At 44.5% G+C, this 23,837-nt stretch carries 24 protein-coding genes; 17 read left to right on the top strand and 7 right to left on the bottom strand.

Annotated elements, in window-relative coordinates:
- Positions 1-396: 396 nt before the first annotated feature.
- The 4 genes from H7198_RS05150 to H7198_RS05135 form a co-directional block, all read right to left on the bottom strand.
- Complete coding sequence (locus H7198_RS05150) at positions 397-1,410, bottom strand: NAD(P)-dependent oxidoreductase (RefSeq protein WP_274458702.1); 1,014 nt, start codon at positions 1,408-1,410, stop codon at positions 397-399.
- 31 nt (positions 1,411-1,441) lie between these two features.
- A complete protein-coding gene (locus H7198_RS05145) occupies positions 1,442-2,515 on the bottom strand; it encodes an AEC family transporter (RefSeq protein WP_274458701.1) in 1,074 nt (357 codons plus the stop codon).
- 283 nt (positions 2,516-2,798) lie between these two features.
- On the bottom strand, positions 2,799-3,746 hold the full coding sequence (locus tag H7198_RS05140; RefSeq protein WP_441316745.1) for an alpha/beta hydrolase: 948 nt from the start codon (positions 3,744-3,746) through the stop codon (positions 2,799-2,801).
- Entirely contained in the window at positions 3,739-4,962 is a 1,224-nt protein-coding gene (locus H7198_RS05135; protein WP_274458700.1) for a PTS transporter subunit EIIC, read from the bottom strand. Before H7198_RS05135 ends, H7198_RS05140 begins: the two co-directional genes overlap by 8 nt.
- Positions 4,963-5,110: 148 nt before the next feature.
- On the opposite strand from H7198_RS05135, the gene H7198_RS05130 reads away from it, so the two are divergent.
- The 11 genes from H7198_RS05130 to H7198_RS05080 all read left to right on the top strand — a co-directional run bounded on the left by H7198_RS05130 (position 5,111) and on the right by H7198_RS05080 (position 14,622).
- Complete coding sequence (locus H7198_RS05130) at positions 5,111-5,251, top strand: teichoic acid D-Ala incorporation-associated protein DltX (RefSeq protein WP_091502700.1); 141 nt, start codon at positions 5,111-5,113, stop codon at positions 5,249-5,251.
- 12 nt (positions 5,252-5,263) lie between these two features.
- Positions 5,264-6,793 carry a D-alanine--poly(phosphoribitol) ligase subunit DltA gene (gene dltA / locus H7198_RS05125; RefSeq protein WP_274458699.1) on the top strand — a complete coding sequence of 510 codons (1,530 nt, stop codon included), beginning with the start codon at positions 5,264-5,266 and terminating at the stop codon, positions 6,791-6,793.
- Positions 6,786-8,000 (top strand): D-alanyl-lipoteichoic acid biosynthesis protein DltB, encoded by a 1,215-nt coding sequence (gene dltB / locus H7198_RS05120; protein ID WP_274458698.1) that lies wholly within the window; start codon positions 6,786-6,788, stop codon positions 7,998-8,000. Before dltA ends, dltB begins: the two co-directional genes overlap by 8 nt.
- Before the next feature lie 36 nt (positions 8,001-8,036).
- Positions 8,037-8,273, top strand: a complete 237-nt coding sequence (gene dltC / locus H7198_RS05115; RefSeq protein ID WP_091502695.1) for a D-alanine--poly(phosphoribitol) ligase subunit DltC — start codon at positions 8,037-8,039, stop codon at positions 8,271-8,273.
- A gap of 6 nt (positions 8,274-8,279) precedes the next feature.
- Positions 8,280-9,572 (top strand): D-alanyl-lipoteichoic acid biosynthesis protein DltD, encoded by a 1,293-nt coding sequence (dltD, locus tag H7198_RS05110; RefSeq protein WP_274458697.1) that lies wholly within the window; start codon positions 8,280-8,282, stop codon positions 9,570-9,572.
- A 68-nt stretch (positions 9,573-9,640) separates the two neighbouring features.
- Entirely contained in the window at positions 9,641-10,045 is a 405-nt protein-coding gene (gene acpS, locus H7198_RS05105) for a holo-ACP synthase (RefSeq protein WP_274458696.1), read from the top strand.
- A complete protein-coding gene (gene alr / locus H7198_RS05100) occupies positions 10,042-11,184 on the top strand; it encodes an alanine racemase (RefSeq protein WP_274458695.1) in 1,143 nt (380 codons plus the stop codon). The genes acpS and alr overlap by 4 nt, the downstream gene beginning before the upstream one ends.
- A gap of 41 nt (positions 11,185-11,225) precedes the next feature.
- Positions 11,226-11,594, top strand: coding sequence for a type II toxin-antitoxin system PemK/MazF family toxin (locus H7198_RS05095; protein ID WP_274458694.1), 369 nt, complete (start codon positions 11,226-11,228; stop codon positions 11,592-11,594).
- A gap of 102 nt (positions 11,595-11,696) precedes the next feature.
- Entirely contained in the window at positions 11,697-12,398 is a 702-nt protein-coding gene (locus H7198_RS05090) for a response regulator transcription factor (RefSeq protein WP_091502685.1), read from the top strand.
- Entirely contained in the window at positions 12,382-13,710 is a 1,329-nt protein-coding gene (locus H7198_RS05085; protein WP_274458693.1) for a sensor histidine kinase, read from the top strand. Before H7198_RS05090 ends, H7198_RS05085 begins: the two co-directional genes overlap by 17 nt.
- A 39-nt stretch (positions 13,711-13,749) precedes the next feature.
- Complete coding sequence (locus tag H7198_RS05080; RefSeq protein WP_274458692.1) at positions 13,750-14,622, top strand: S1C family serine protease; 873 nt, start codon at positions 13,750-13,752, stop codon at positions 14,620-14,622.
- 58 nt (positions 14,623-14,680) lie between these two features.
- Here the strand turns inward: H7198_RS05080 and H7198_RS05075 are convergent, their stop codons facing one another.
- Positions 14,681-15,010: a thioredoxin family protein gene (locus tag H7198_RS05075; protein WP_274458691.1), complete on the bottom strand. Its 330-nt coding sequence runs from the start codon at positions 15,008-15,010 to the stop codon at positions 14,681-14,683.
- 82 nt (positions 15,011-15,092) lie between these two features.
- Here H7198_RS05075 and H7198_RS05070 point away from each other — a divergent pair, with 82 nt between their 5' ends.
- The gene (locus H7198_RS05070) at positions 15,093-15,842 is read left to right on the top strand and encodes a methylenetetrahydrofolate reductase (RefSeq protein WP_274458690.1); all 750 of its coding nucleotides are present in this window, start codon (positions 15,093-15,095) and stop codon (positions 15,840-15,842) included.
- A 140-nt stretch (positions 15,843-15,982) separates the two neighbouring features.
- Positions 15,983-17,833 (top strand): APC family permease, encoded by a 1,851-nt coding sequence (locus H7198_RS05065; RefSeq protein ID WP_274458689.1) that lies wholly within the window; start codon positions 15,983-15,985, stop codon positions 17,831-17,833.
- Between the two features lie 98 nt (positions 17,834-17,931).
- Here the strand turns inward: H7198_RS05065 and H7198_RS05060 are convergent, their stop codons facing one another.
- Together H7198_RS05060 and H7198_RS05055 are read right to left on the bottom strand one after the other, a co-directional pair.
- Positions 17,932-18,663 carry a type 1 glutamine amidotransferase gene (locus tag H7198_RS05060; protein WP_274458688.1) on the bottom strand — a complete coding sequence of 244 codons (732 nt, stop codon included), beginning with the start codon at positions 18,661-18,663 and terminating at the stop codon, positions 17,932-17,934.
- Entirely contained in the window at positions 18,663-20,021 is a 1,359-nt protein-coding gene (locus H7198_RS05055; protein WP_274458687.1) for a Mur ligase family protein, read from the bottom strand. Before H7198_RS05055 ends, H7198_RS05060 begins: the two co-directional genes overlap by 1 nt.
- Before the next feature lie 134 nt (positions 20,022-20,155).
- On the opposite strand from H7198_RS05055, the gene H7198_RS05050 reads away from it, so the two are divergent.
- From H7198_RS05050 to H7198_RS05035, 4 genes are read left to right on the top strand one after another with little or no spacing between them, the layout of a single operon-like run.
- Positions 20,156-20,755, top strand: coding sequence for a thymidine kinase (locus H7198_RS05050; RefSeq protein ID WP_274458686.1), 600 nt, complete (start codon positions 20,156-20,158; stop codon positions 20,753-20,755).
- Positions 20,755-21,834, top strand: a complete 1,080-nt coding sequence (gene prfA, locus H7198_RS05045; protein ID WP_274458685.1) for a peptide chain release factor 1 — start codon at positions 20,755-20,757, stop codon at positions 21,832-21,834. Before H7198_RS05050 ends, prfA begins: the two co-directional genes overlap by 1 nt.
- Positions 21,834-22,817, top strand: coding sequence for a peptide chain release factor N(5)-glutamine methyltransferase (gene prmC, locus H7198_RS05040; protein ID WP_274458684.1), 984 nt, complete (start codon positions 21,834-21,836; stop codon positions 22,815-22,817). Before prfA ends, prmC begins: the two co-directional genes overlap by 1 nt.
- Positions 22,807-23,832, top strand: a complete 1,026-nt coding sequence (locus H7198_RS05035) for an L-threonylcarbamoyladenylate synthase (RefSeq protein ID WP_441316744.1) — start codon at positions 22,807-22,809, stop codon at positions 23,830-23,832. The genes prmC and H7198_RS05035 overlap by 11 nt, the downstream gene beginning before the upstream one ends.
- The last annotated feature ends 5 nt before the right edge of the window (positions 23,833-23,837 follow it).

Here is a 23,837-nt window from a genome sequence, read left to right as displayed (position 1 = left end):
AAGAGTAAATTTGAGCTGGTTACGCGAATATCACGCTATATCCATCGATATAATCATGAACGGATTCATACCTATGAATCGAACCTAGTGATGTAAAAAAAGTGTCTAACTTATTGACATACGAGCAATCTCAAGTAGTTCGAGTGGCTGTAATTCTTTGGTTTCTTTGACGATTAATTGTGTTTCTGTCATTCTGGGTTCCTTTCTTAATAAAAAAGTACAAACCTAATCTTTCTCTCCTGTAAAGGGCCCTAGTGAAAGATAGGTTCGTACTGTTGTCTCTGCTACCCGGGGATAGCAGACAGTTATTTGATTGGCTTTATTATACAAAGTTTATTTAGTAATCGCAATATAAATAAAAAGACCAGTTCGTTTGAACTGGTCTTTTTTGACTTTTTAAGCTTCTGGCTTAACCAAGAAGTTGCTTTCAAAGTCACCCTTTAATGCGTTAGCAAAGTTTTGGTATGAGATTGAAATCATGTCGTGTAAGGCGTTTTCCGTGTATGAACCAATGTGTGGCGTAACCACAACCTTTGGATACAAGGCTTGGAATTGTGCCATTGTTGATGAAGCATCCTTAACGGCTGCTGGTTCAACTTGACCGAAGTAAGCTGATTCGTTTGAGATAACATCCGTTGCGAATCCCTTGATGTCGCCAGCCTTAACGGCGGCGATGATAGCTTCTTCGTCCGTGATTTCGGCACGGGCAGTGTTAACCAATACAGCAGATGACTTCATCATCTTCAATTGGTCAGCAGCGAAGAACTTGTCGTTTGAACCCTTGAAGTAAGGAACGTGCAAGGAAACAATGTCTGATTCCTTCAACAAGTCTTCCATTGAGGCATAAGTCAAGATATCTTCGATACCATCCTTAGGGTATGGGTCGTATCCCAATACCTTAGCGCCAACACCCTTCCAAAGCTTTGCTTCGGCCAAACCAATCTTACCGGTTCCAAGAATACCAACAGTCAAGCTTTGGAATTCAGGAACAAATGAAGCAGGGTTTGGACGGAAGTCTGACTTTTCAGATGAAGCAACCGCACCAGACAAGTTACGGTTTTGCATGATTCCAAGACCGAAGGCCAAGTCAGCAACCGCGTAAGGTGAGTAGGCTGGCACATAGGCAACGATTTGGCCGTTTGCCTTAGCAGCATCCAAGTCGATGTGGTTGTAACCAACTGTACGAGTGAAGACATACTTGATGCCCCATTCAGCCATTTGGTCCAAGTTTTGCTTGTCGGCAACGTTGTTTGCACGAAGCAAAACGCCGTCAAAGCCCTTAACTAAGTTGATGTTATCGTGGGTCAAGTTTTCTGACTTGTAAGTCATTTCGAAGCCTTCTTTGTTCAAGGCGTCAAAGTGGGCAACTTCGTTATCACGAGTTCCGAAAGAGATAATTTTAAAAGCCATAATATTCTCCTAAAAAATTTATGTTTTTATGTTACTTGAACATTGGCATGTCACCCAAAAGCTGAACAATGATGATCCAGAATGGGATAGCAACAGTAGCAAAGATTGTTGAAATCAATGACGTGTTTGATGCCATCAATGATTGACGGTTGAAGGCCATTGCGTAGTTAACTGCAACAGTAGCAACAGGTGTGGCCATCATGATAACCATCGTAGCCAAGGCGACGTGGTCAACTGGCAAGATGTTCATAGCCGTTGTAACAAAGACAAGGACAATCATCACAACAGGTACGATGATAACCTTGTTGAATGAGTAGTACCAAGCTGTCTTGTTCTTCAATGCTTCACCGAATGACATTTGGGCAAGGTTTGCACCGATGGCCAACCAAGCAAGTGGTGAGGCCAATGATGACAAAGTCTTAAACCATGAGTTCAACCATGGCAAAGTGGCATCGATACGGTAGAAGGCAACGTTTTGGTGTGTAATGGCACCAGTCTTGGCGTTCGTAATGGTTGCCATAACTTGTGGTGCTGAGTTTTGTACCAACCAGAGGAAGAGTCCCAAGAAGGTAGCGATAACGATTGGGTTCAAGAACATCTTCTTGATGTGTTCACCCTTCAATTGTTGACCAGACATCTTGATGTAGGCGTATGAGTACAAGAAGATACGGTAACCAATGTTAAAGATTGAAGAGTACATGATACCCTTCGCCCCGTATACGGCACCAACGATTGGCATTCCGAAGAATGTCGTTGATCCGAAGGCGGTAAGGACACCCAGAACGTCACGTTGGTCCTTGTCGTACTTTGCGTACAACCAAGGCATTGTGACAATCAAGATGATGTAAATCAAGATTCCCCAAACCAAGACGCTCATTCCTTGGTTCAAAGTCTTTTGGTTCAAAGGTGCCATAAATGAGGTAAAGGCAAGCAAAGGCAAAGCAATTGTCATTGTGACAGTTGTTAACGTCTTCACAGCACCGTCCTTAAGACGGTCTGTCTTGCGCAACCAGTAACCAAGTAAAATGGTACCAATCGTAGCAACAATAGCGCCGATGATAGAGGCGTTTGTCACCACTTTTTGAATTGAATCTGCAATGTTCATAGTAGTCTCCTGTGCATTCTTTGTTAATAAATGGTCATGAACAGACTTGTTTAGTTTGCCACCATAGTAGTAAAAAGTCAAGATGTTGCCCTGAAGGTTTCAAAAATATTCAAAATTTTAAATTCTAGAACGGTTGTTCGGAATTGACTTTTCCTGTATAATGAAATTATTCTTTATGAGAGAACGGGAAAAGTCTGGACATCATCGTCCAGACTTTTTTCGTTCCATGAAATAAGGCAATAAGAAAAGGCCGGCTAACTGAGTTAGCTGGCCTTTTTACTTATTATCTTTTATCGTCAGCGGATTCTTTCTTGAGTTTGTTTGCTGATGAATTTGGTTCATTGGCCTTGTTATCCAGAATTAATTCACGAATTAAGTTAATGACTTCTGGGTTTTCAGGCAACTTCGAGTGCTGGGCGTTTTCACCAGAAACGGTTGTTTGCGTATACTTAGCAACCTGCTTCTGGAAAATGTACTTACCAGTCAAAACGGATTGAACGTTGACTAAGCCATCGTCCGTATAGTCATCTGATCCAGCGATCGAGTAAACCGAGAGGTCGGTAGGAATGGCGCTGGAGTTGGCGATGAAGTCGCTTAACATGGTCGTTTTCTTCGTTGTTGAAGTTTCTGAGAAGTTAAAGGGTGTTCCCAGGGTCATTAGGGTCTTAATGTGGAAACTGTTGGAAGAGTAATAGTTTTCCAAGTAGTCGGTCCAAATCAAGCCACCGTTTGAATGACCAACGGCTGAGAAGTTACGGAAATGATACTTAGCCTGAAGGTCAGCCATCACTGTTCCCAGCGATTGTGCATCAGCCTGGACCGTTGGGTAGTTATCCTGGTTTCGTTCGAAACCAACAACAATGAATGGTTGACGGTTGGCTGTTGAAAGGTGACCAGAGTATGAAAGCGTACCATCGTTGTTTACTTGTACCTTTAGGATGGAGTGAGCGGCACCCTTTTTGGTTTCAGCGTTTAAAGTCGTAAAGAGCGAATTGAAACGTTGAATAGTGGCCGATGATCCGGGAACAAAAATGACTGGTTGAATATGTGACTTCTGGATGGCCTTATCATTTTGGTGTTCTGACAGCATCCAGATACGGCCAAGAATGGCTAAAATAACGATGGCCGTTAGTGTCAACGTAAAGGCAATTCTTGAAGAACGTGCAGTCTGCTTCCAGAAAGTGACGACTTTCTTAGGAAAAAGAAAAATAGTTTTACTGAATTTATGCATGTTCTTCCTCCTTTTCAAGGGCCTTAATAAATGGCCAGAAAATTAAGATACTGCCAACCATGATCAGGAAGGTGATGAGTAGAGCGTCGTAGGGGGTTTGTGAAGCCAAGAAGGAAAGCAGCAAACGTGGCGTTCCATTTGGAACAGTAAAGACAGTTGGTCGGAGAACGTGCAATTTAATGAAGAAAGATGTCATTAATGCTCCGTAAGTGGAGGCAAGCATCATTGGTACGACCATTAAGGGACGGAAGAAGAGTGGCAAACCGTATGCAAGAATGCGGTTGGAATCAAATACACCCGGTACAAGTGACCAAAGTCCCAACCGTCGTAAGCGACGGCGCTTCAAAAATAGGAGGCAGACTGTTAAGGCTAATGTCGATCCGGCTCCACCAATCATGGCGGAGGTGGTCAAAACGGAGTAGGGGTTTTGAGGATAGGGCAGAGTAGCCATGACAGACTGGTAGACTTCGTTTAGGTTGGCGTTTACTTGAGTTAAGTCTGTTGCGGTCGTTGTTAAATCAGTTGGAATAGCAAATCCCAGGACGAAAACGACTGGTGTTAAGAAGGCTGTGATGGCTAGGCCAAACCAGTGGGAGAAAAAGCCCATGGAGAAAAATCCGTTATAGGATCCCTGGCTAACCTGGCTGGGAATGGATGAATAAATCCACGAAACGACGGCCATAATGGCAGCACCCCAGAATAGGTAGGCAAAACCAAAATCGTCTAGCTTTCCCTTAGTCCACTTCGTTAGGTAAATATAGGTCAAGTTGCTTAAATATGTAAGTAGTAGAACGAAGATGAGGTACATCGCTCCCTGGCTGTTGTTAGAGTAGGTAGAAAAACCATAGAAAAGTGCCAGTGCGAAGTTGACTAGGACAGGAAGTAGTTCGTCCTTCGTAAAACCGAGGTCATCAAGCTTAGCTTCCAGATAACTCTTTGTCCAAAGAGCAGCGACGAGGGCTAGAATTAGATAGTCAAAGGCGGAAACAAGTGCTAGGATACTTTGGAAAAAAATAGGCATTCGGAAATGAATCCGGAAAATGGCGGGGACAATGGCCGAAGGGTCGAAGATGAGCTTAACTGCGAGTCGCAGGTATACGTTGATGATAACTAAAGGAACGACTTTTTTAAAAGCGTCAAAAAGTGTTCGGATTAATAGGTTTTCTGTAAATCTTTTATCGAACTTAGCGAGTTTTGTTAAACATTTCGAAAACATGTGTACCTTCTTTTACTGATAGCTAAAGGGTGCTCGCTATACAGTATAATATTTTGTGCTATAATAGGCGAAGTATTTTTATTCTTGACAAGTGGCTAATTCGCCACTGATTATACACTATTTAAGAAGAATTTGGGGGCATGTCGCGATGTTTCAGCGCTTCATTAAACGGCCTTGGGTCGCCTTTTTGGCGAAGACAGTGGCCTATTTTCTAATCATGCTATTTTTGGTTTATTTATACGGCTATTCTGGTGTCACCGGCGGCCACTTTATTTATAACGAGTTCTAAGAGGTATTCATTATGATTGAAAATATTTACAAGCACATTGATCAATACGCAACTGCACACCCTGACCAAATCGCCTACGACGAAATGGGCGTTACGCACACATATGGTGAATTGAAGGCTTACTCTGATTCTTTGGCCGCCTTTTTAGACGAGCAAAAGATTGCTGAAAAGGCCCCAATCATGGTCTTTGGTGGTCACCAATTCGAAATGGTCGCTGCTTTCTTAGCCGCTGTTAAGTCAGGTCACGCCTACACACCCGTTGATAAGGATTCAACGAACGACCGTATCGAAAACATCTTGGAAATTGGGCAACCAGCCGCTGTTATTGCCTTGGACGAATTACCAATGGCCATTTCTTCAGTCCCTGTTTTTGAAGGACAAGCTTTGAAGGACGCCTTTACTGCTGGTAAGTCTTATGAATTGACTCACCCTGTACTTGGGGATGACAACTACTACATCATCTTTACCTCTGGTACGACTGGAAAGCCAAAGGGTGTTCAGATTTCTCACGCCAACGCCTTGTCATACATTAACTGGATGCTTGGCCCTGACTTTGATTTGCATAATGGTCAAAACATCTTGACCCAAACACCATTCTCATTTGATGTTTCGGTTATGTCATGGGCGGGTGCCTTGTTGACTGGCGGTGTGATGAAGGCTTTGCCAAAGGAAGTTGCGGATGACTTCAAGCAACTCTTTGCCGCATTGCCAGCAATGAACTTGGACCGTTGGGTTTCAACACCATCCTTTGCCAACGTTGCGCTTTTGTCACCAGACTTTAACGCTGAAAACTACCAAAACTTGAAGACATTCCTCTTCTGTGGTGAAGTATTGACATCTGCCACTTCAAAGAAGTTGCGCGAGCGCTTCCCTGAAGCAAAGATTTACAACACTTATGGACCAACGGAAGCAACAGTTGCCGTTTCAGCCTTGGAAATCACTGATGAAGTCTTGGCTAAGTACGACAAGTTGCCAATTGGTTACATGAAGGAAGACATGAAGGCGACTATCATGGACAAGGAAGGGAACGTTTTGCCTTCTGATGAACCAGGTGAATTGGTTCTTTCTGGACCAGCCGTTTCAAAGGGCTACCTGAACAACCCTGAAAAGACGGCGGCAGCCTTCCTTGAAGTTGATGGTCAACCTGGTTACAAGACCGGGGACTTGTGTTTTGAAGACGCTGATGGTCTTCTTCACTACAAGGGCCGTATGGACTTCCAGATTAAGTTGCACGGTTTCCGTATCGAATTGGAAGACGTTGCGCAACACTTGACGCAATCACAGTGGGTTGAACAGGCTGCTGCTGTTCCTCGTTACGATAAGAACGGTGATGTTAAGCAAATGCTTGCAATTATCGTTCCTAAGGACAACGACTTTGAAAAGCCAATGGATTTGACGAATGCAATTCGTACGGATTTGAAGGACAGCATTATGCCATACATGATGCCAACTCGCTTCGTTTACCGTGACCAGATGCCTTTGACGCAAAACGGTAAGATTGATTTGAAGGGCTTGATTGCTGAGGTGAACGGCAATGCCTAACTTACAACCTTATGCAGATCCGAATTATTTCGTCTATCTGCTTCTAGCACTTGTGCCACTGGCAATTGGGCTGTATTTTGGGAAGCGCTTTGTAGCCTACGAAATCTTGGTTTCACTGGCCTTTATCTTCTTGATTTTTGATGATAAAACCCATGCCGGGCAGGGAGTTGCCTTGATTGTTTATTCAATCTGGCAGTTCTTGCTGGGTTGGGGCTATGTTCGTTATCGAAAAGAGCATAACCAGAGTTCGGTTTTCTATACTGTTACGGCCTTGTCGATTTTGCCAATCTTCCTTGTTCGATTGTCAGGTGCGGGAATCTTTCACGCCCAACTTTCGTTATTAGGATTCTTGGGAATTTCATATTTGACTTTCCGTTCGGTCGGCATGATTATCGAAGTTCGTGATGGGGCGATTAAGGACTTCCACCCCGTGATGTTCTTGCGCTTCATGCTTTTCATGCCAACGCTTTCTTCAGGTCCAATTGATCGTTATACACGATTTGCTAAGGATGCTGCTGTAGCGCCTGCGCGTGAAGAATACATCGACCTACTGGGGGATGCAACAAAGAAGCTCTTCTTGGGACTCTTTTATAAGTTTATCGTTGCGCACTATGCGGAGATTGCTTATAACTACTTCCAAGGAATGGCCATGTCAGATGCGCACCACGGTATGATTTTGTCATGGTGGTTGATTCCCGTGGCTTACTCATATGGTATGTATTTGTTCTTCGATTTCGCGGGTTACTCACTCTTTGCCCTATCCATTTCCTATGTGATGGGTATTCGATCACCAATTAACTTTAATAAGCCCTATGCTTCAAAGAATATCAAAGAATTCTGGAATCGCTGGCACATGTCACTGTCCTTCTGGTTCCGTGATTTCGTCTTCATGCGTTTTGTCTTCTTGTTCTTGAAGCACAAGTGGATTAAGAACCGAAACACAGTGTCAACCATTGCATATTTTGTTAATATGTTGGTAATGGGATTCTGGCACGGCTTGACTTGGTATTACATCTTATACGGATTTATGCATGGTGCAGCCCTGGCTGGAAACGATGCTTGGATTCGCTTTAAGCGCAAGCACAAGAAAGTTATCCCACATAATAAATTTACCGAAGGTTTTGCGGTCGTTTTGACCTTCCACTTTGTCATGTTGTCCTTCTTGGTCTTCTGTGGCTTCTTGGATACCTTCTGGTTCCACCGTTAATGATTTATTTATAGTAGTTTAATAAGGAGAAATAAAATGGACGTAAAAGCAGGCGTATTAGAAATTATCGAAGACGTAACTGGTGAAGATATGTCAAACCAAATGGATGAAGACCTCTTCGAATCTGGTTTGTTAGATTCAATGGCAACGGTTGAAATGCTGTTGGCTTTGGAACAACGTTTTAACATCCAAGCACCTGTTTCAGAATTGTCTCGTGACGACTGGAACACAACGAACAAGATTGTGGCTAGTGTAACTGCACTGATGGGATAAAACCTCATGTCTAACAAGAAAAAACTTTGGCAGATTTTTGGTCCGGTGTTAGCAGCCTTCGTCTTGTTAGCATGCGTTTTCCTTCTGCCATTCCCATTGACTCACTACAGTCAAAATGACTTACGTGAGTCCTCTGTTTCCTTCTCAAGCCAAATTGTGAAGGGTGAAGCTGTTAAGAATGCAGCTTTTTCAGATAAAAAAGTTAATTACGTTCCTTTCTTTGGTTCTTCTGAACTTTCTCGTATTGATTCCTTGCACCCATCCGTATTGGCTGAAAAGTACAAGCGTAACTATCAACCATTTATGCTAGGAAAGGCAGGATCGGATTCACTCGTGCACTTCTTAAACATGCAAGAAATGCAGGGTACCTTAAAGACTAAGAAGGCCGTCTACGTTGTTTCACCACAATGGTTTACAAAGACGGGATCCGATGCCGGATTTAACCTATTCTATTCACCATTGCAAACGGTTGATTGGCTACGAAACATCGGCCATAATCAACCAAGCGAGACCGACCAGTTTGTCGCCTCTCAGCTTCTTGAAAAGTCCGTGGTGAAGAATAACGCTTACTACCACCGACTTTTGACTAAGGTTTCAAAGGGTGAAAAGCTTTCAACAGCGAACTTGTCAACTTTGGACATCAAGCACCAAATCTTGTCACGACAAGATGCCTTGTTCTCACGTTGTGAGAGTAGCTCAAATTACAAGAGCCGTGTCTTGCCAGCTGCTAAGTCATTACCAAAGATTTATTCAAAGAATGCTTTGGATCGTCTTGGTTATGAAGAAGGTCAAAAGGGAACGACGAATAACGACTTCCACATCAAGAATTCATTCTATACAACCCGCGTTATGCCTGAAAAGAAGGCCTTGAAGGGTGCACAGAAGGATTACGATTACACGAAGTCTGTAGAATACGCTTACTTCCAATCAGTCCTTGATAACTTTGCCAAGAACCATACCGACGTGATGTTTGTAATCACGCCAGTTAACCAGCGTTGGGCAAAGTACACTGGATTGAATAACGACATGTACCAAGAATCTGTCCAGAAGATTAAGTACCAGTTGCAAAGCCAAGGCTTTAACAACATTGCCGACCTCTCAAAGGATGGCGGTAAGGATTACTTCATGCAGGACACAATTCATGTTGGATGGCGTGGTTGGTTAGAATTGGATCAGTATTTGAACCCATTCTTGTCGAGTGATTCATCACAAACAAACTATCAAATTAACAACCGATTCCTTTCTAAGGATTGGCAAAACTTGAAGCCAAGTAAGCAGAGCTTGTCTAGCTTTAAATAATCAATAAAAAAGAGCATTACAGCGGGCTTTTATTCGCCCATGTAATGCTTTTTTGTTAAAATAAAAATATGATAATAGGTATTGGAAACGACATGGAATCAATCAGCCGAATCGAAGCAGTATTGCAGCGTCGGCCAAATTTCCTGTCGACAATTTTAACGCCATCTGAGATTGAGGCAGCTAATAAACGGTCTGGGAAACACTACTTAGAGTTTGTGGCCGGTCGCTTTTCAGCTAAGGAGGCCTACTCGAAGGCTCTTGGTACTGGTATTGGTAAAAGTGTGTCTTGGCAGGATGTGTCAATTTTAAATGCGCCTTCAGGCCGTCCAATCATTCATGTGAAAGGACAACGACATGCTTTGTCAGTGGCGATTACCCATTCAGGTGATTACGTTTCCACGATAGTAACGATTGAACGTTTATCTTGGTTCGAAAAAATTAAGAAAGAACGCTGGGAGAAGAGATTGAAATGATTAGTCAGAACGAAGCCCTAACACGCCGTGGGCTGGCTTTTCTTCGTTCAAAAGAAGCATTAATTCATAATGCCAAAGTCGTCATGGAATATAGTGGTGCGAAGCGCTTGATTGCTGTGATTAAAGCGAATGGCTATGGCCATGGCGACGTTTGGGCTGCACGTACTTTCTACCAAAGCTTAGGCGTTAAGGACTTTGCGGTTGCCACCCTGGATGAGGGAGAACGCGTTCGCCGGGGAATGCCTGAAGAAGACGTTAATGTTCTTTTGCTAGGGGTTCAACCAGCGGAACTTGCTGATGAAATGGCGGAGCAAAGACTTTCTCCTGTAGCGGGTTCCTTTGATTGGCTGTTGACCGCGCAAAAAGCATTGCATGAATCCAAAGAAGAATCTATCTTGAAGGTCCACCTAGCGGTTGATACTGGTATGGGTCGTTTGGGTGCAAAGACGAAGGCTGAATTAGCCTCCATGGTTGATTTAGTTCGTTCAGATGCACAGTTCGAATTAGCCGGTGTTATGACGCATTTTGCAACGGCTGATGAAGACAACCAGGGATACTATGACCAACAGCTTGCGGATTTTATGACAAAGGTCGATGGTTTAGATATTCCAAAAAACCTTTGGCATTTAGCTAATTCCGGTTCTGCTCTTTTCCATCGGGATGAGTTACCAACGGAAACGATTCGTGTCGGGTCGGTTTTGTATGGGTATAACCCCGCCATGCCTGCAAGAAAGTGTCCTGTTGAATTACAACCGGTTGCTTCCTTAGTTGGTCGTGTCTGGTCAGTCCACCCCTTATTAAGGGGAGAATCGCTCTCATATGGAGCTACCTATACCGCACAAGAAGACCAGTGGGTGGGAACTGTGCCAATCGGGTATGCGGATGGACTAAAACGTTACTTGGTTGGTGCGACGGTTCTCGTGAATGGCCAAAAGCAACGAATCCTCGGACGCATTACCATGGATCAAATTGTGATTTCTTTACCTGGTAAATTACCAGTTAATACCAAAGTGACTTTTTTTGGTAAAGATGGTGATGAGGAGATAACGATTGAGGAATTGGCTAATTTTGGAAAGACCATTCCACACGAACTATTAACGGGTATTTCAGACCGAGTACCACGAGTTGATATTGATTAGATTTTAAGGGCTTCAGCCCGTACATAGACAAGAGGAATAAAATGACAGCAGATTACGAGAATGTCCGGCGGGGCGATGTCTTTTTTGCCGACCTAAAGCAGGGCATCGGTTCTGAGCAAAGCGGATTACGACCGGTTTTGGTCATCCAAAACGATCGGGGAAATAAGAATTCTTCGACGACGATTATTGCATCAATCACTTCGAAAATTTCAAAGTCCAAATTACCGACGCATGTTGTCTTGCCAGCCGAATTAGGTGTAATGAAGAAGGATTCCATTATTCTGGGAGAACAAGTGCGAACAATCGATAAACTACGATTAAGAGATCGAATTGGGCACTTAGACGAGAATAATGATACGATGAAGTCAGTAGAAAAGGCGTTAAAAATTTCGCTTGGCCTTCGGATTTAATTTCGATTGCCTGCAAGTGAATGATTTAATTTAACCTTAATCTATTTTTGATAATTTAGAAAGCATCAAGAACACTTAGCTTTTTTAGAAGGGAAGGCAAACATGGCGGCAAAGGCAATTAAAATTTTATTGATCGAGGATGATCAAAATTTGGCGGATAACATCGTTGGCTTCCTGGAAGACTTTGCAGATGTGAAAACGGTGACCGATGGTTTGGACGGTGAGTTCGAAGCAAAGGAATCACCATTTGATCTCATTATTTGTGACCTTATGTTACCCGGCCAATCTGGTTTGGACATTATTAAGAACATTCGTGAGGCTAAAGTCGTAACACCTGTTTTGATTTTGACAGCCAAGGCTTCTTTGGATGACAAGATTGAAGGATTTAACGTTGGGGCCGATGACTATTTGACGAAACCATTCCACCGTGAAGAGTTGCTGGTTCGTGTAAAGGCTTTGTTGCGCCGTACGGGTGTGTATTCAGAAGACAACACGATTACGGTTGGCGAGTTAACAATTAACCTTGAAAATCGTGGTGTTCAGGTACATGGTCAATCCGTTAAGTTGGTCGGTAAGGAATTCGATATTTTGACTTATTTGGGTCAAAACAAGAACATTATCGTTACACGTGATCAAATTTTCGACCGTGTTTGGGGTGTTGATTCTGATACGACCATTAACGTTGTGAATATTTATTTGAACAATTTGCGCCGTAAGCTCGAGGCAGTCGGACAAGGTGGTTTAATTAAGACTTTGCGTAACATCGGCTTTATCCTCGAGGTGCCAGATGACCAAGCTGATTAACCGACGACAACAAATTGATAATTTTGCGACCCTCGCCCTCGGGTTGATGGTCATTTTCACCTTCTTAGCAGGGGTGATTTTTTGGATATACACCTTTACCATCTATGATAATTCGGACCGGGTTATTAACCAGTACGTTTCCTACTATCAGCAGTCAGCCAATGACGATTCTTCTGATAACACGGAGGCAGATCCAACTGGAAAGAAAGCCGCAAAATCTGTGACGATGAACCATTACCCGGAAGAATTCCGTGGTAATATGCTTTACTTCGATGATAAGGGAAACCAAATCGAAAGTCAGGTCACGACTGGTTCAAAGAATGTGCTCACTCGTAAGTTCTCTTTGAAGTTTGATAAGGATGATTTAGGCGAAAGTCCTAAAACCATCCACAAGAACAAGACTTACTTACGTATACAAGCGGTTAAATTTAAAAAAGGCACGGTCATGGTACCAGGAAAAGACGGCGTTCAGTCGGCTTCCTATGGGTATGTCTTTGTTGATGTAACGGATACGGTTGTTAACCTGAAAAAGTTCCAAGACGTATTGATTTGGTCTTTCATCTGGGCCTTCATTTTCGCCCTCTTCTTCGCCTACTTCGTATCCCGTCAATCAATGAAGCCAATTCTCCGTGCTTGGCAGCAACAACAGGATTTTGTTAACAACGCCGCTCATGAATTGCGGACACCAATGTCTGTTATTCAAGGAAAGCTAGAGACGATGTTGACGAAGCCGACGGCAACCGTTCGTGATCAGTCAGAGGCGATTATTCTTTCGCTTTCGGAAGTACGCCGGTTGAATTCCTTAACCAATAACATGTTGACTTTGGCTAAGTCCGGTTCGAACATGACTAAGATTGAGAAGGAAAAGACCGACATTAAGTCCTTCTTAATGAAGGTCTTGTCACCATACATCGAAATGGGATCGCTTTCGGATAAGAAGGTGACGGTTGACGTTGATGTTACGCAAGAGGTTGCCATCGATCGGAAACGAATTCACCAGTTAATGGTTTTGTTGATGGATAACGCCCTAAAGTATTCGGACGATGGTGATTCAGTGAATGTCACTGCCAAAGTTGAGAAAAAGAAATTAGTCATTTCGGTTGCGGATACCGGTCGTGGTATTTCCTCGGAAGCCAAAAAGCACATTTTTGACCGCTTTTACCGAGAAGATAAAACGGGTAACCGCAAGACTGGTGGAACTGGTTTGGGACTCTCCATTGCCGATTGGATAGTACAGGCTCACAATGGTAAAATTGCTGTACTAGATAACAAACCTAAGGGTACGATTTTCCGTGTGACCCTTCCACTATAAGTGTTGCTATAAGTAAAAGAGTTTGAAAGGATTACTTTCATGCGGAAGCATATTCATTTTATAAAAAGTAAATTCTGGCCAACAATCGCTGTGATTGTGGCGCTCTTTGTTGGTGCCGGCGTTGTCTTCGGTTCGACCCTACCTAATTCTTGGTACCAATCGCGTTTGGCCAAGTCAACGCACACCAACGCCTCTGGAACGGCTACAATTGCCTCGGTCGCATATAAATCAAACGATGCTTCGCAAAGCGCCTACAATAAGGTGAAAAACGCTGTTGTAACGGTACAAAATCTCCAGAAGTCGGCCTCCCTTGACGATGGTGCGGATGCTTTCGATTCTCAGAATAAAAATGCCGATACGTCTTCTTACCAGACAGCTTCTCAGGGTTCTGGTGTCGTATTGAATGTTCGTAACGGATCAGCTGATATTATTACGAACTACCATGTCATTGAAAAGTCAGCGGAAATTCAGGTAGTTGATGCTAACGGTGATAAGGCGACCGCAACGATTTTGAAGTCCGACCCTAGCCAAGATTTGGCATTGATTCGGGTTAAGTCAGCAGCCTTTAAGTCGGTTGCGACACTAGCTAACTCTGATAAGGTCACAACTGGACAAAGCGTTCTGGCCATTGGTTCACCATTAGGAGCAGCTTATGCTTCAACGATGACCAAGGGGATTGTTTCGCAGGCTAAGCGAACCTTAACAAATAGCCAAACCAACTATAAACAGGTGACGGTTATTCAAACGGATGCTTCCATCAATCAGGGGAACTCTGGGGGAGCGTTAATTAACGAGGCTGGACAAGTTATTGGTATCTCATCATCTAAGATATCAGCTTCTGCAAACAATACGAATATTGAGGGGATGGGCTTTGCCATTCCTTCCAACCAGATTGCAGCCTTTATTAAGTAAACAAAAAAGAGGATGTCTTCTTAGGGAGACGTCCTCTTTTTATTTGTTAAAATAGAAATTACTTAAGTGTATTTTCATACCATTCTGTAATTTGTTTTGGCGTAATTCGTTCACCGTGACCGATTTGATCAATTTTTTTGCCGTCTTGAAAGAGAATGAAGGCTGGAATACCCTTTAAACCATACTGGCTAGCCCATTCGAGGTTCTTGTCTCGATCAGCGTCCATCCAGTCGGCTGTCTTTTCAACTTCCTCACGAATGGACTGAACGAATGGCTTAATAACACGGCAATCACCACACCAGTCGGCTGACAGGAAGACAATGTGTCGCCCAGGTGCTTCAATGAAAGTCTGTAACTCTTCGTTTGAATGTTCTTGTGATTGGTACATAATATTACCTCCGATTTAAAGATATTGTAGCATAGACATAGTAATTGGTCTACTTGTCTTTTTTTGATAAAAAGGGAAAATGATGATTCAGAAAATAAGTGATTTTTATATAGACAGTAAGCAAACCATTTTTTCAAATGAATTAACTAAAAAGAAAATAGAAGAAATTTTAGCAAATGGTTTTACTGAAGGCCAGGAAAAGTTTTCTTATTTTTCCCTGGTAAATCAGGGAGATAGTCAGGCGGACTTTGACGAATTATTATTGCTGGCTAAAGCGTTTCAGGCGCGAAAAAAATATCCGGTTTTGGTACACCTTCGTTTAGGAGATGTTACGCCCGATTCATTGCCAAGGTTCATTGAGAAAACGAGGCAACTAGGGTTGATGAATTTCCTTGTCTTATCCGGGGATAAGCGTGTTAATAAGCAAGGCTTTTCCACTGTGGAATCCTTACTGAGCGCTTTGAAAAAAGGGGCGGGAAACAGTCTGACTTTGGCTGCAACGGTTAATCCATCTGATTCGCAGGCAGTTGAAAAGGTAAAAAGGCGGAAGCAAGCTGGAGCAGATTTTTTCATTAGTCAAATTCTATTTGCTAGTCAGCCAATGGTTGATTTGAAAGCGGCATTAGTTCAGGCTGGTTTAACGGTTCAACTGGTGGCGGGGATGCTCAACCAGCCGACTGTTGGGCAAGTCCGCTGGGTAGGAAAGACCTTTGGATTAACAGTGCCAGCAGCTTATTTAAAAGATCCAATTAAAGTTAATCAAACAGTTGAAAAGTCGCTCCAGGAAGCAGGCTTTTCCGCATTCCACTTTTTTACTTTACCGAATTTCTAATTTACCCTAGAAAAGTTAAGAAAAAAGGTCTACAATTACTGTTTTCGGGACCCTTTTGTTGGTTCTGCAACCCCTTTGTATATTTTTAAAAAAGGGGTAGAATAGGAACTTATTAAGAGAAAATTTTTTGGAGAGAAACCATGTTTCGTAACCTTAAGCGTGTTGTAATTGGAAAGCCATTAAAAACCTCAGAAGAGGCTGGACAGTCTTTGACTAAGTCCAAAGCATTGGCGCTATTGTCATCTGATGCCCTATCGTCTGTTGCCTATGGAACGGAGTCAATTACTTCCGTTTTGATTGCAGCCGGTGCCGTGGCCCTTTGGTTACAGTTGCCAATTGCCATCATTATTTTGATTTTGTTGGCGGCGATTGTTTTGTCATACCGCCAAATTATTAAAGCCTACCCAAACGGTGGTGGTGCCTATACGGTTGCCAGCACAAACTGGGGACCAAACGCTGGTTTGGTTGCTGGTGGGTCGCTGCTAGTTGATTATATGCTGACGGTCGCCGTTTCGGCAGCTGCTGCGGCCGACGCCATTACAGCGGCGGTGCCAGCATTGCTGCATTATGCGGTTCCACTTTCAATCTTTACCATTCTTGTTTTGACGGCCTTGAACTTACGTGGATTACGCGAGTCCGCTAACTTCTTGATGGTTCCCGTTTACTTCTTCATCGTCGTGATGACTTTGACCATCCTCTGGGGACTCTTCCAGGTTGCGACTGGTTCAATTCCTGAGCACGTAGCTGCCAAAGTCGGAACGGACTTCTCCGGCTTGACGGTCATCTTCTTCTTACGAGCCTTGTCATCTGGATCATCCTCATTGACTGGGGTTGAGGCCATTTCAAACGCCGTGCCAAACTTTAAGGAACCAAAGGAAAAGCATGCTGCTTCGACTTTGACAATGATGGCCGGAATTTTGGCCTTCTTCTTCCTAGGAATCACTTTCCTGTCATACTGGTATGGGATTCAACCAAACAGCCATTCAACGGTTCTGTCACAAATTGCGGCTGAAACCTTTGGTGGCCATAACGTCTTCTTCTACCTTGTCCAGTTGGCAACGGCCTTGATTTTGGCGGTTGCTGCCAACACTGGGTTCTCAGCTTTCCCAGTCTTGGCCGTTAACTTGGCGAAGGACAAGTATCTACCTCACTTGTACTTGGATAAGGGTGATCGTTTGGGTTACTCGAACGGTATCCTCTCCCTTTCAGTAGGAGCCATCATTTTGACGGTCATCTTCCACGGATCAACCGATAACTTGATTCCTTTGTATGCCGTTGGTGTGTTCGTACCATTTACTTTGTCACAGTCAGGTATGATTGTTCACTGGTACCGTAACCGCCATGAAGAAGGTTTCTGGTGGGCCAAGTCCATCATTAACTTCATTGGTGCAGCTATGTCTGCTGGATTGGTTGTGGTGCTATTTGTCACCCGTTTGAACCACGTTTGGCCATATCTTTTGATTATGCCACTCGTGATGTTCATGTTCTTTAAGATTCACCAACACTACGAGAACATTGCCCGTCAGTTGCGTTTGCAGTACGTTAACAACGTCAAGGCTGCCCGGCACCAATACGATGGCTCAACAGCCATTATCTTGGTTTCCAACTTGACCCGAGTTACTTCGGAAGCCGTTGATTACGCTCAGTCAATTGCTACCAAAGTCGTGGCTATGCACGTGTCCTTGGATGTTAATCCAGGGCGTGAGGCAAAGATTCAAGCTCAATTTAAGGAAGACTTCGGCGATGTCCGTTACGTCGACGTCCATACGTCTTACCGTTCAATCGTTCGTCCGGTTGTGAACTTCGTTTCAAAGGTGGCCAAGCAGTCTGAGAAGGCGAACCATTCAGTTACGGTTATCATTCCTCAGTTCGTGCCTAAGAAGCCTTGGCAAAACGTTCTACACAATCAATCATCTTTCCGATTGCGTGCAGCGCTGTCATCAATTGATAACATCTCAATTTCAACCTATTACTACCATTTGTCAGAGTAAGTTTAATAAAAAAGACCGCCATTGTTTAATGGCGGTCTTTTTGTGTGGATTTTATCTATTAAAAAAGCAATGACCGTTGTCATTGCTTAGTATTTGATTTAGAAGCTCTCAGCTTGCACCTGAGCTAACTTATCGGACCAGTTAACCTCAGGATACTTGCGTTCGAGTGCGGTCGCTAAGAGCCGCTTAGCCAGGTTTCCGTTGCGGGTCAAAATTGGGCCGTGGAAGTAAGTTCCAAAGACGTTGTGGTAAATCACGCCTTCGGTCTTATCCATGCCGTTGTTTCCCTTACCGTAGACAACAGTTCCGAGGGACTTTTCTCCCTTACCAAGGAAGGTACGGCCCTGGTGGTTTTCAAAGCCGTGGTAAATTTCGCCGGTTTCGTTGTTCTTGATTTCGATGTTTCCGGTTAAACGAACACCTTTATCAACGGTAACGGAAGCGTCGGTCATGTTAGTCGTGTAGTGATCCATCACGCCGATGCCGTCGACTTTGGTACCGTCAGCCATCTCCATGTAGTGACCGAGTAGTTGGTAGCCGCCACAGACAGCCAAAAGGGGGCCATCGTTTTCAATGTATTCCTTCAAGGCCTCTTTTTTACCAACAAGGTCGTGAGCAACGATTGTTTCTTCGTAATCTTGTCCACCGCCGAAGAGGGCAAAGTCGTAGGCCTTAGGGTCGAAAGTATCGCCCAGGGAAACGAGTTGGTCATCAACCGTTACGCCAATTTGCTTGGCGTAGTAACGGAGGGCGATGATGTTGCCATAATCGCCATAGGTGTTCATTAAATCACCGTAGAGGTGGGCGAGAGAAAGTGTATAGTCAGCCATTAGAATTCCTCCTTGATGTAGCCCTTTTCGCGTAGTACGGCACGTACTTGGAGCATGGCCGTGTATGTCGCAGCTAAGTAGACCTTATCTGTTGGTGCCTTCTCAATGGCTTGGATGATTTCTTCCGTCTTTGGGAAGGTTTCTTGGATAGTAAAGTCAGCCATTTTCAAGCGGACGGTGATGTCCTTATAACGTTCACCACCGGTCATAACGGCTTGGAGCTTGCTATCGTGGAGGCGTTCGAATTCCGCGTCCCAAATCCAAGATGTATCAATACCATCGGCGTAGTTGGCGTTTAACATGGTAATCAGGGTAAATGGCTCTTTTTCCGTTTCCATCATGTCGATGACCGTGTTAGTTCCAACCGGGTTCTTGATGAGCAGGATGGTTAAGTCCTTGTTACCAATCTTTAATGATTCCTGGCGACCGAAGATTTGCTTATTTTCTTCAAAGGCGGCTTTCATTTCGGCCGGGCTGACATCAAAGGCCTTACCAACTGCATAGGCAGCCAAGGCGTTGTAGATGTTATACAAACCACCGATTTCAATGCGAAGGGGTTGGCCATCGATTGAAAAGCGGGAAAACTTTGGCGTTAATTCGGAAACTTTGGTAACGGCCGTGTTTAATTCAGGGCGCTTGAAGCCATCGGTAACGGAGAAGTACTTACCCAAGTTGGCGTAGGTAATGAAGTTGTAGTGGAGGACGGAGTTGTCGGTAGGACTTAAAATACCGTCGGTATTGTTTGGCGCCTTTAGGTCCTGGTAATCTTCTGTTTTCACATTGTCAAAGCCGTAGTAGAGTCGCTGATTCTTAAAGTCGCCACGTGCAAAGATTGGCGAATCAGCGTTGGTAATGACTTTGGCATCCGGCGCAACCTGAATACCATCAACAATCTTTTGATAGGTGGTATAGATTTCACCGTAACGATCCATTTGATCACGGAAGATGTTCGTCAAGACGAAGTACTTAGGCTGAATGGCCTTTGCAAGAGAGAAGACGTTGGCTTCATCAACTTCCAAGACTGCTACTGGTTTTTTACCGTTTGGGGATGGTTTCACTTTTGTTGTCAGTAAAGTACCAGCAATTCCCTGGACCATGTTGGAACCGGATGGGTTGGTAATAACCGTGTAGCCGCCAGCGCGTAAAATACGTGTGGTTAAGGCGGTGGTTAGCGTCTTACCGTTCGTTCCAGTAACGACGACGAGGTCAAAGTCAGCTGAAAGGGCTGATAAGATATCGGGGTCGATGGCAACAGCGAGCTTCCCAGGAAGTGAGGTACCACCTCGTTTTAGAATATCGTGCAGAATAAAGTGCGATGATTGGGCCGTGAACTTGGCCAATTGGCTTTTCAAAGACATGAACCGCCCTCCTTTTCTAAAGCCCTATTTTACCACGAGCCGAACTGTTTTTGATAAATTGGTCTGGCCCATCGTCAGAAGAAGCAAAAATTGCTATACTATATAGGATAAACAAGGGAAAAACGGTGAGTATTTTGGCGCAATTATACTTTGAATACGGGGCAATGGGCTCTGGTAAATCAATCGAAATTTTGAAGGTCGCACATAACTATGAATCGCAGGGGAAAGAGGTCTTAGTAATGACCCCCTTGGTCGATGATCGTTTTGGGGTTGGTAAAGTCACTAGTCGGATTGGCCTATCCCGAGATGCCCAGGTTATTCATCCTGATGAAGATCTTTTTGAAACCGTTCAGGGTGAAAAAACACCTAGTTTTTCGGCCGTTTTAATTGATGAAGCCCAGTTCTTACAGCCGGAGCAGGTGGACCAGTTGGCCCGTGTGGTTGATGAACTAAATGTTCCAGTTATGACTTTTGGCTTGAAAAACGATGCCTTCAACCAGTTATTTGAAGGTGCTAAACGTTTAATCGAAATTGCCGATAAACTCGAAGAGATGAAAACCATTTGTTCTTTCTGTGGCCGGAAGGCAACTACTCAGTTACGCTTTACTGATGGTCAACCCCAGTACGAGGGTGCACAAGTTCAAATTGGTGGTGATGAGATGTATAAACCAGTTTGCCGTAAGCATTGGCATAACCCAGACTTAGACATGCTTAAAGAACAAGGAGACGAATAATGGATCCGATTTTTGCACAAATCCAATCGGTCGTTGACCGCTATGATGAATTGAACCAAATGCTGGCTGACCCAGACGTCATGGCTGATTCACAAAACTATATGAAGTTGTCTAAGGAAGCCGGACAGATTCGTGAAACGGTCGAAACCTATAAGCGTTACCAAGACGTCGTTTCCGGTATCGAAGACGCTGAATCGATGCTCGGAGACCCTGAAATGGACGAGTTGGCTAAAGAAGATTTGTCCAACTTAAAACCTGAAAAGGAAGATTTGGAAGAAAAACTTAAGATTCTGATGCTTCCAAAGGATGAAAACGATGATAAGAACATCATCATGGAAATTCGTGGTGCAGCCGGTGGGGATGAATCCTCACTCTTTGCCGCTGACTTGCTTGGAATGTACCGCCGCTATGCGGAAAACCAAGGTTGGAGCCTTCAGATTATCGATGAGACGACCACTGAAGTCGGTGGTTACAAAGAAGTGGCCTGCATGATTTCAGGTGATAAGGTCTTCTCTAAGTTGAAGTTTGAATCTGGTGCCCACCGTGTGCAGCGTGTGCCAAAGACAGAAACACAGGGCCGTGTCCATACTTCTACCGCAACGGTTGGTGTCATGCCGGAATTTGAAGAAGTTGATGCCGAAGGCTTAATCGACCCAAAGGATGTTCGCGAAGACGTTTACCGTGCTTCAGGGGCTGGAGGCCAGCACGTTAACAAGACTTCTTCTGCCATTCGTTTGACCCACGAGCCAACAGGTATTACGGTTGCCATGCAGGACGAACGTTCCCAGCAGCAGAACCGTGCCAAGGCATGGAAGATTTTGAACGCCCGTATTTACGACCATTTCGCCCAGGAAAACCAGGCAGAATATGCCGAGCAGCGTAAGACGGCGGTTGGTTCAGGTGACCGTTCGGAACGTATCCGTACCTACAACTATCCTCAAAACCGTGTGACGGACCACCGGATCGGCTTGACTTTGAACAAGTTAGACCGAATTATTGCCGGTGATTTGGGTGAAATCATTGATGCTTTGGTTTTGGCCGAACAGACAGCGAAGTTGGCTGCCTTAAACGAAAACTGATGGTCGATGAAATGAAAGACCGGATGCCCGAGTTAAACGAAACAGGGATGGGGCGGTTCGACCGTCAGGTAGGTCGTTCTTCATCTTACAAAGGTTCTGCTAAGCCAAAGATCTCTTTGCTAGAAGCCCGTAAGTGGGCCATGGCGGAGTTAACTGCGGCTGGCCTAGACGAAGAGGAGTCGCTGGATAATATCGATTTCTTGTTAACCGGCGCGTTGCAGGTGAACTACGGGATGCTTCGAGCTAATTTGACCCGTGTTATGCCGGAATGGTTAGCTGAACGATGGCCAAATTGGGTTGCTGGACTTCTTAAGGGTCGGCCTGCTCAGTATGTGATTGGGGAAGCACCCTTTTATGGACGGGATTTCTTAGTCGACGAACGGGTTTTAATTCCAAGACCGGAAACAGAACTCTTGGTTGACTGGGTGCTATCAGATTTAAAGAAGCAGCCATTCTTAGTCGAGCGCCCCAGGTTATTAGACGTTGGAACTGGATCAGGAGCCATTGCCTTGACTATCGCTGCTGAAGAGTCTAATCTTGCGGTAACCGCTGCCGATATCTCCCGTGACGCTTTGGCTGTTGCTTGGGAGAATCGGAAAAAGTTCGCCTTGCAGAATCGAGTTGATTTGATTGAATCGGACCTTTTCTCTGCGGTAGCTAACCAACGTTTTGACATCATTGTGTCGAACCCACCCTACATTCGTCGGGATGGGCAAGATGAGATGGATGATTCCGTGGTTGCTTATGAACCAGACCTCGCGCTTTACGCTGATGACCAGGGTTTGGCTTTATATAAACAAATGGCTAAGCAGTTGGCGGACCATTTGAATGAACATGGCCGGGCCTATTTTGAAATTGGCTATGACCAGGGACCCGCCCTCCTAAAAATATTCCAAGACGCACTGCCACAAGCCCAGGTTGATTTGAAAAAAGACCTGGCCGGCTTAGACCGAATGATTCGAGTACAAGTTGATGCAAACTAATTATTTAATGAACACAGAACAAGACATTGCCGAAGCAGCGCGACTTTTGCAGGCTGGTGAAGTGGTGGCCTTTCCAACAGAAACAGTTTACGGATTGGGAGCTGATGCAACCAATGACGAAGCGGTTGGAAAAGTCTTTGCCGCTAAGGGCCGCCCGGCGGATAACCCCTTAATTATGACAGTTGGGGATGTCGAGCAGATTGCGCCATACGTCCAGATTACGGGCCAGGCTAACCAATTAATGGCCGCCTTTTGGCCAGGGTCATTAACCATGATTCTGCCAATTAAAGAGGGGATGGTTTCCATGCTCGTCACGGGAGGTCTGCAAACAGCAGCCATCCGAATGCCTGAAAACGAGGTGACCCGTGCTCTAATTCGTCAGGCGGGCTTCCCAATCGTTGGTCCATCAGCGAATACATCTGGTAAGCCTTCACCAACGACGGCTGCCCATGTCAAGCACGATATGGCCGGTAAGATTGCCGGAATTGTTGATGATGGGCCAACACAAGTGGGAGTTGAATCAACGGTGATTGATTTAACGGCTAAGCAACCAACGATTTTGCGTACTGGAGCGGTAACGCAGGAAGAATTGCAAAAGGTACTCGGAGTGGAAGTGGTTGATGCAACAAGCACCAAGTCCATTGCTGATGACCAAGCGCCCAAGGCACCGGGTATGAAATACCGACACTATGCACCGGATAAAGACGTTTACGTCTTTGACCCACTCGACTGGGATGATTTACAAGAAAAGCTTGGTGCAAATGATGCGGTTATGGCTGACGAAGCGCTCTTAAAACAATTAAAGAATGCAGAGCAGCCATCCTGGTCCTTGGGTGAGAATTTAAATCAAGCATCTGAAAATCTGTTTGCTGGTTTACGATTCTTTGACGACGTACCCGTAATTGAAAAAATTTACGTTGAGTCGATGCCAGAAATCGGTCTCGGTAAGGCATACAATAATCGATTGGCAAAAGCATCGGGTGGACGGCTTTTTCAAGGGCCTGAGAGCGATTAATCTTG

Origin of the sequence: Fructobacillus sp. CRL 2054 (assembly GCF_028764065.1) — a bacterium.
GTDB lineage: Bacteria > Bacillota > Bacilli > Lactobacillales > Lactobacillaceae > Fructobacillus.
Note: the sequence above shows the minus strand (reverse complement) of the source record. Positions and strands in the feature narration are given on the sequence as shown.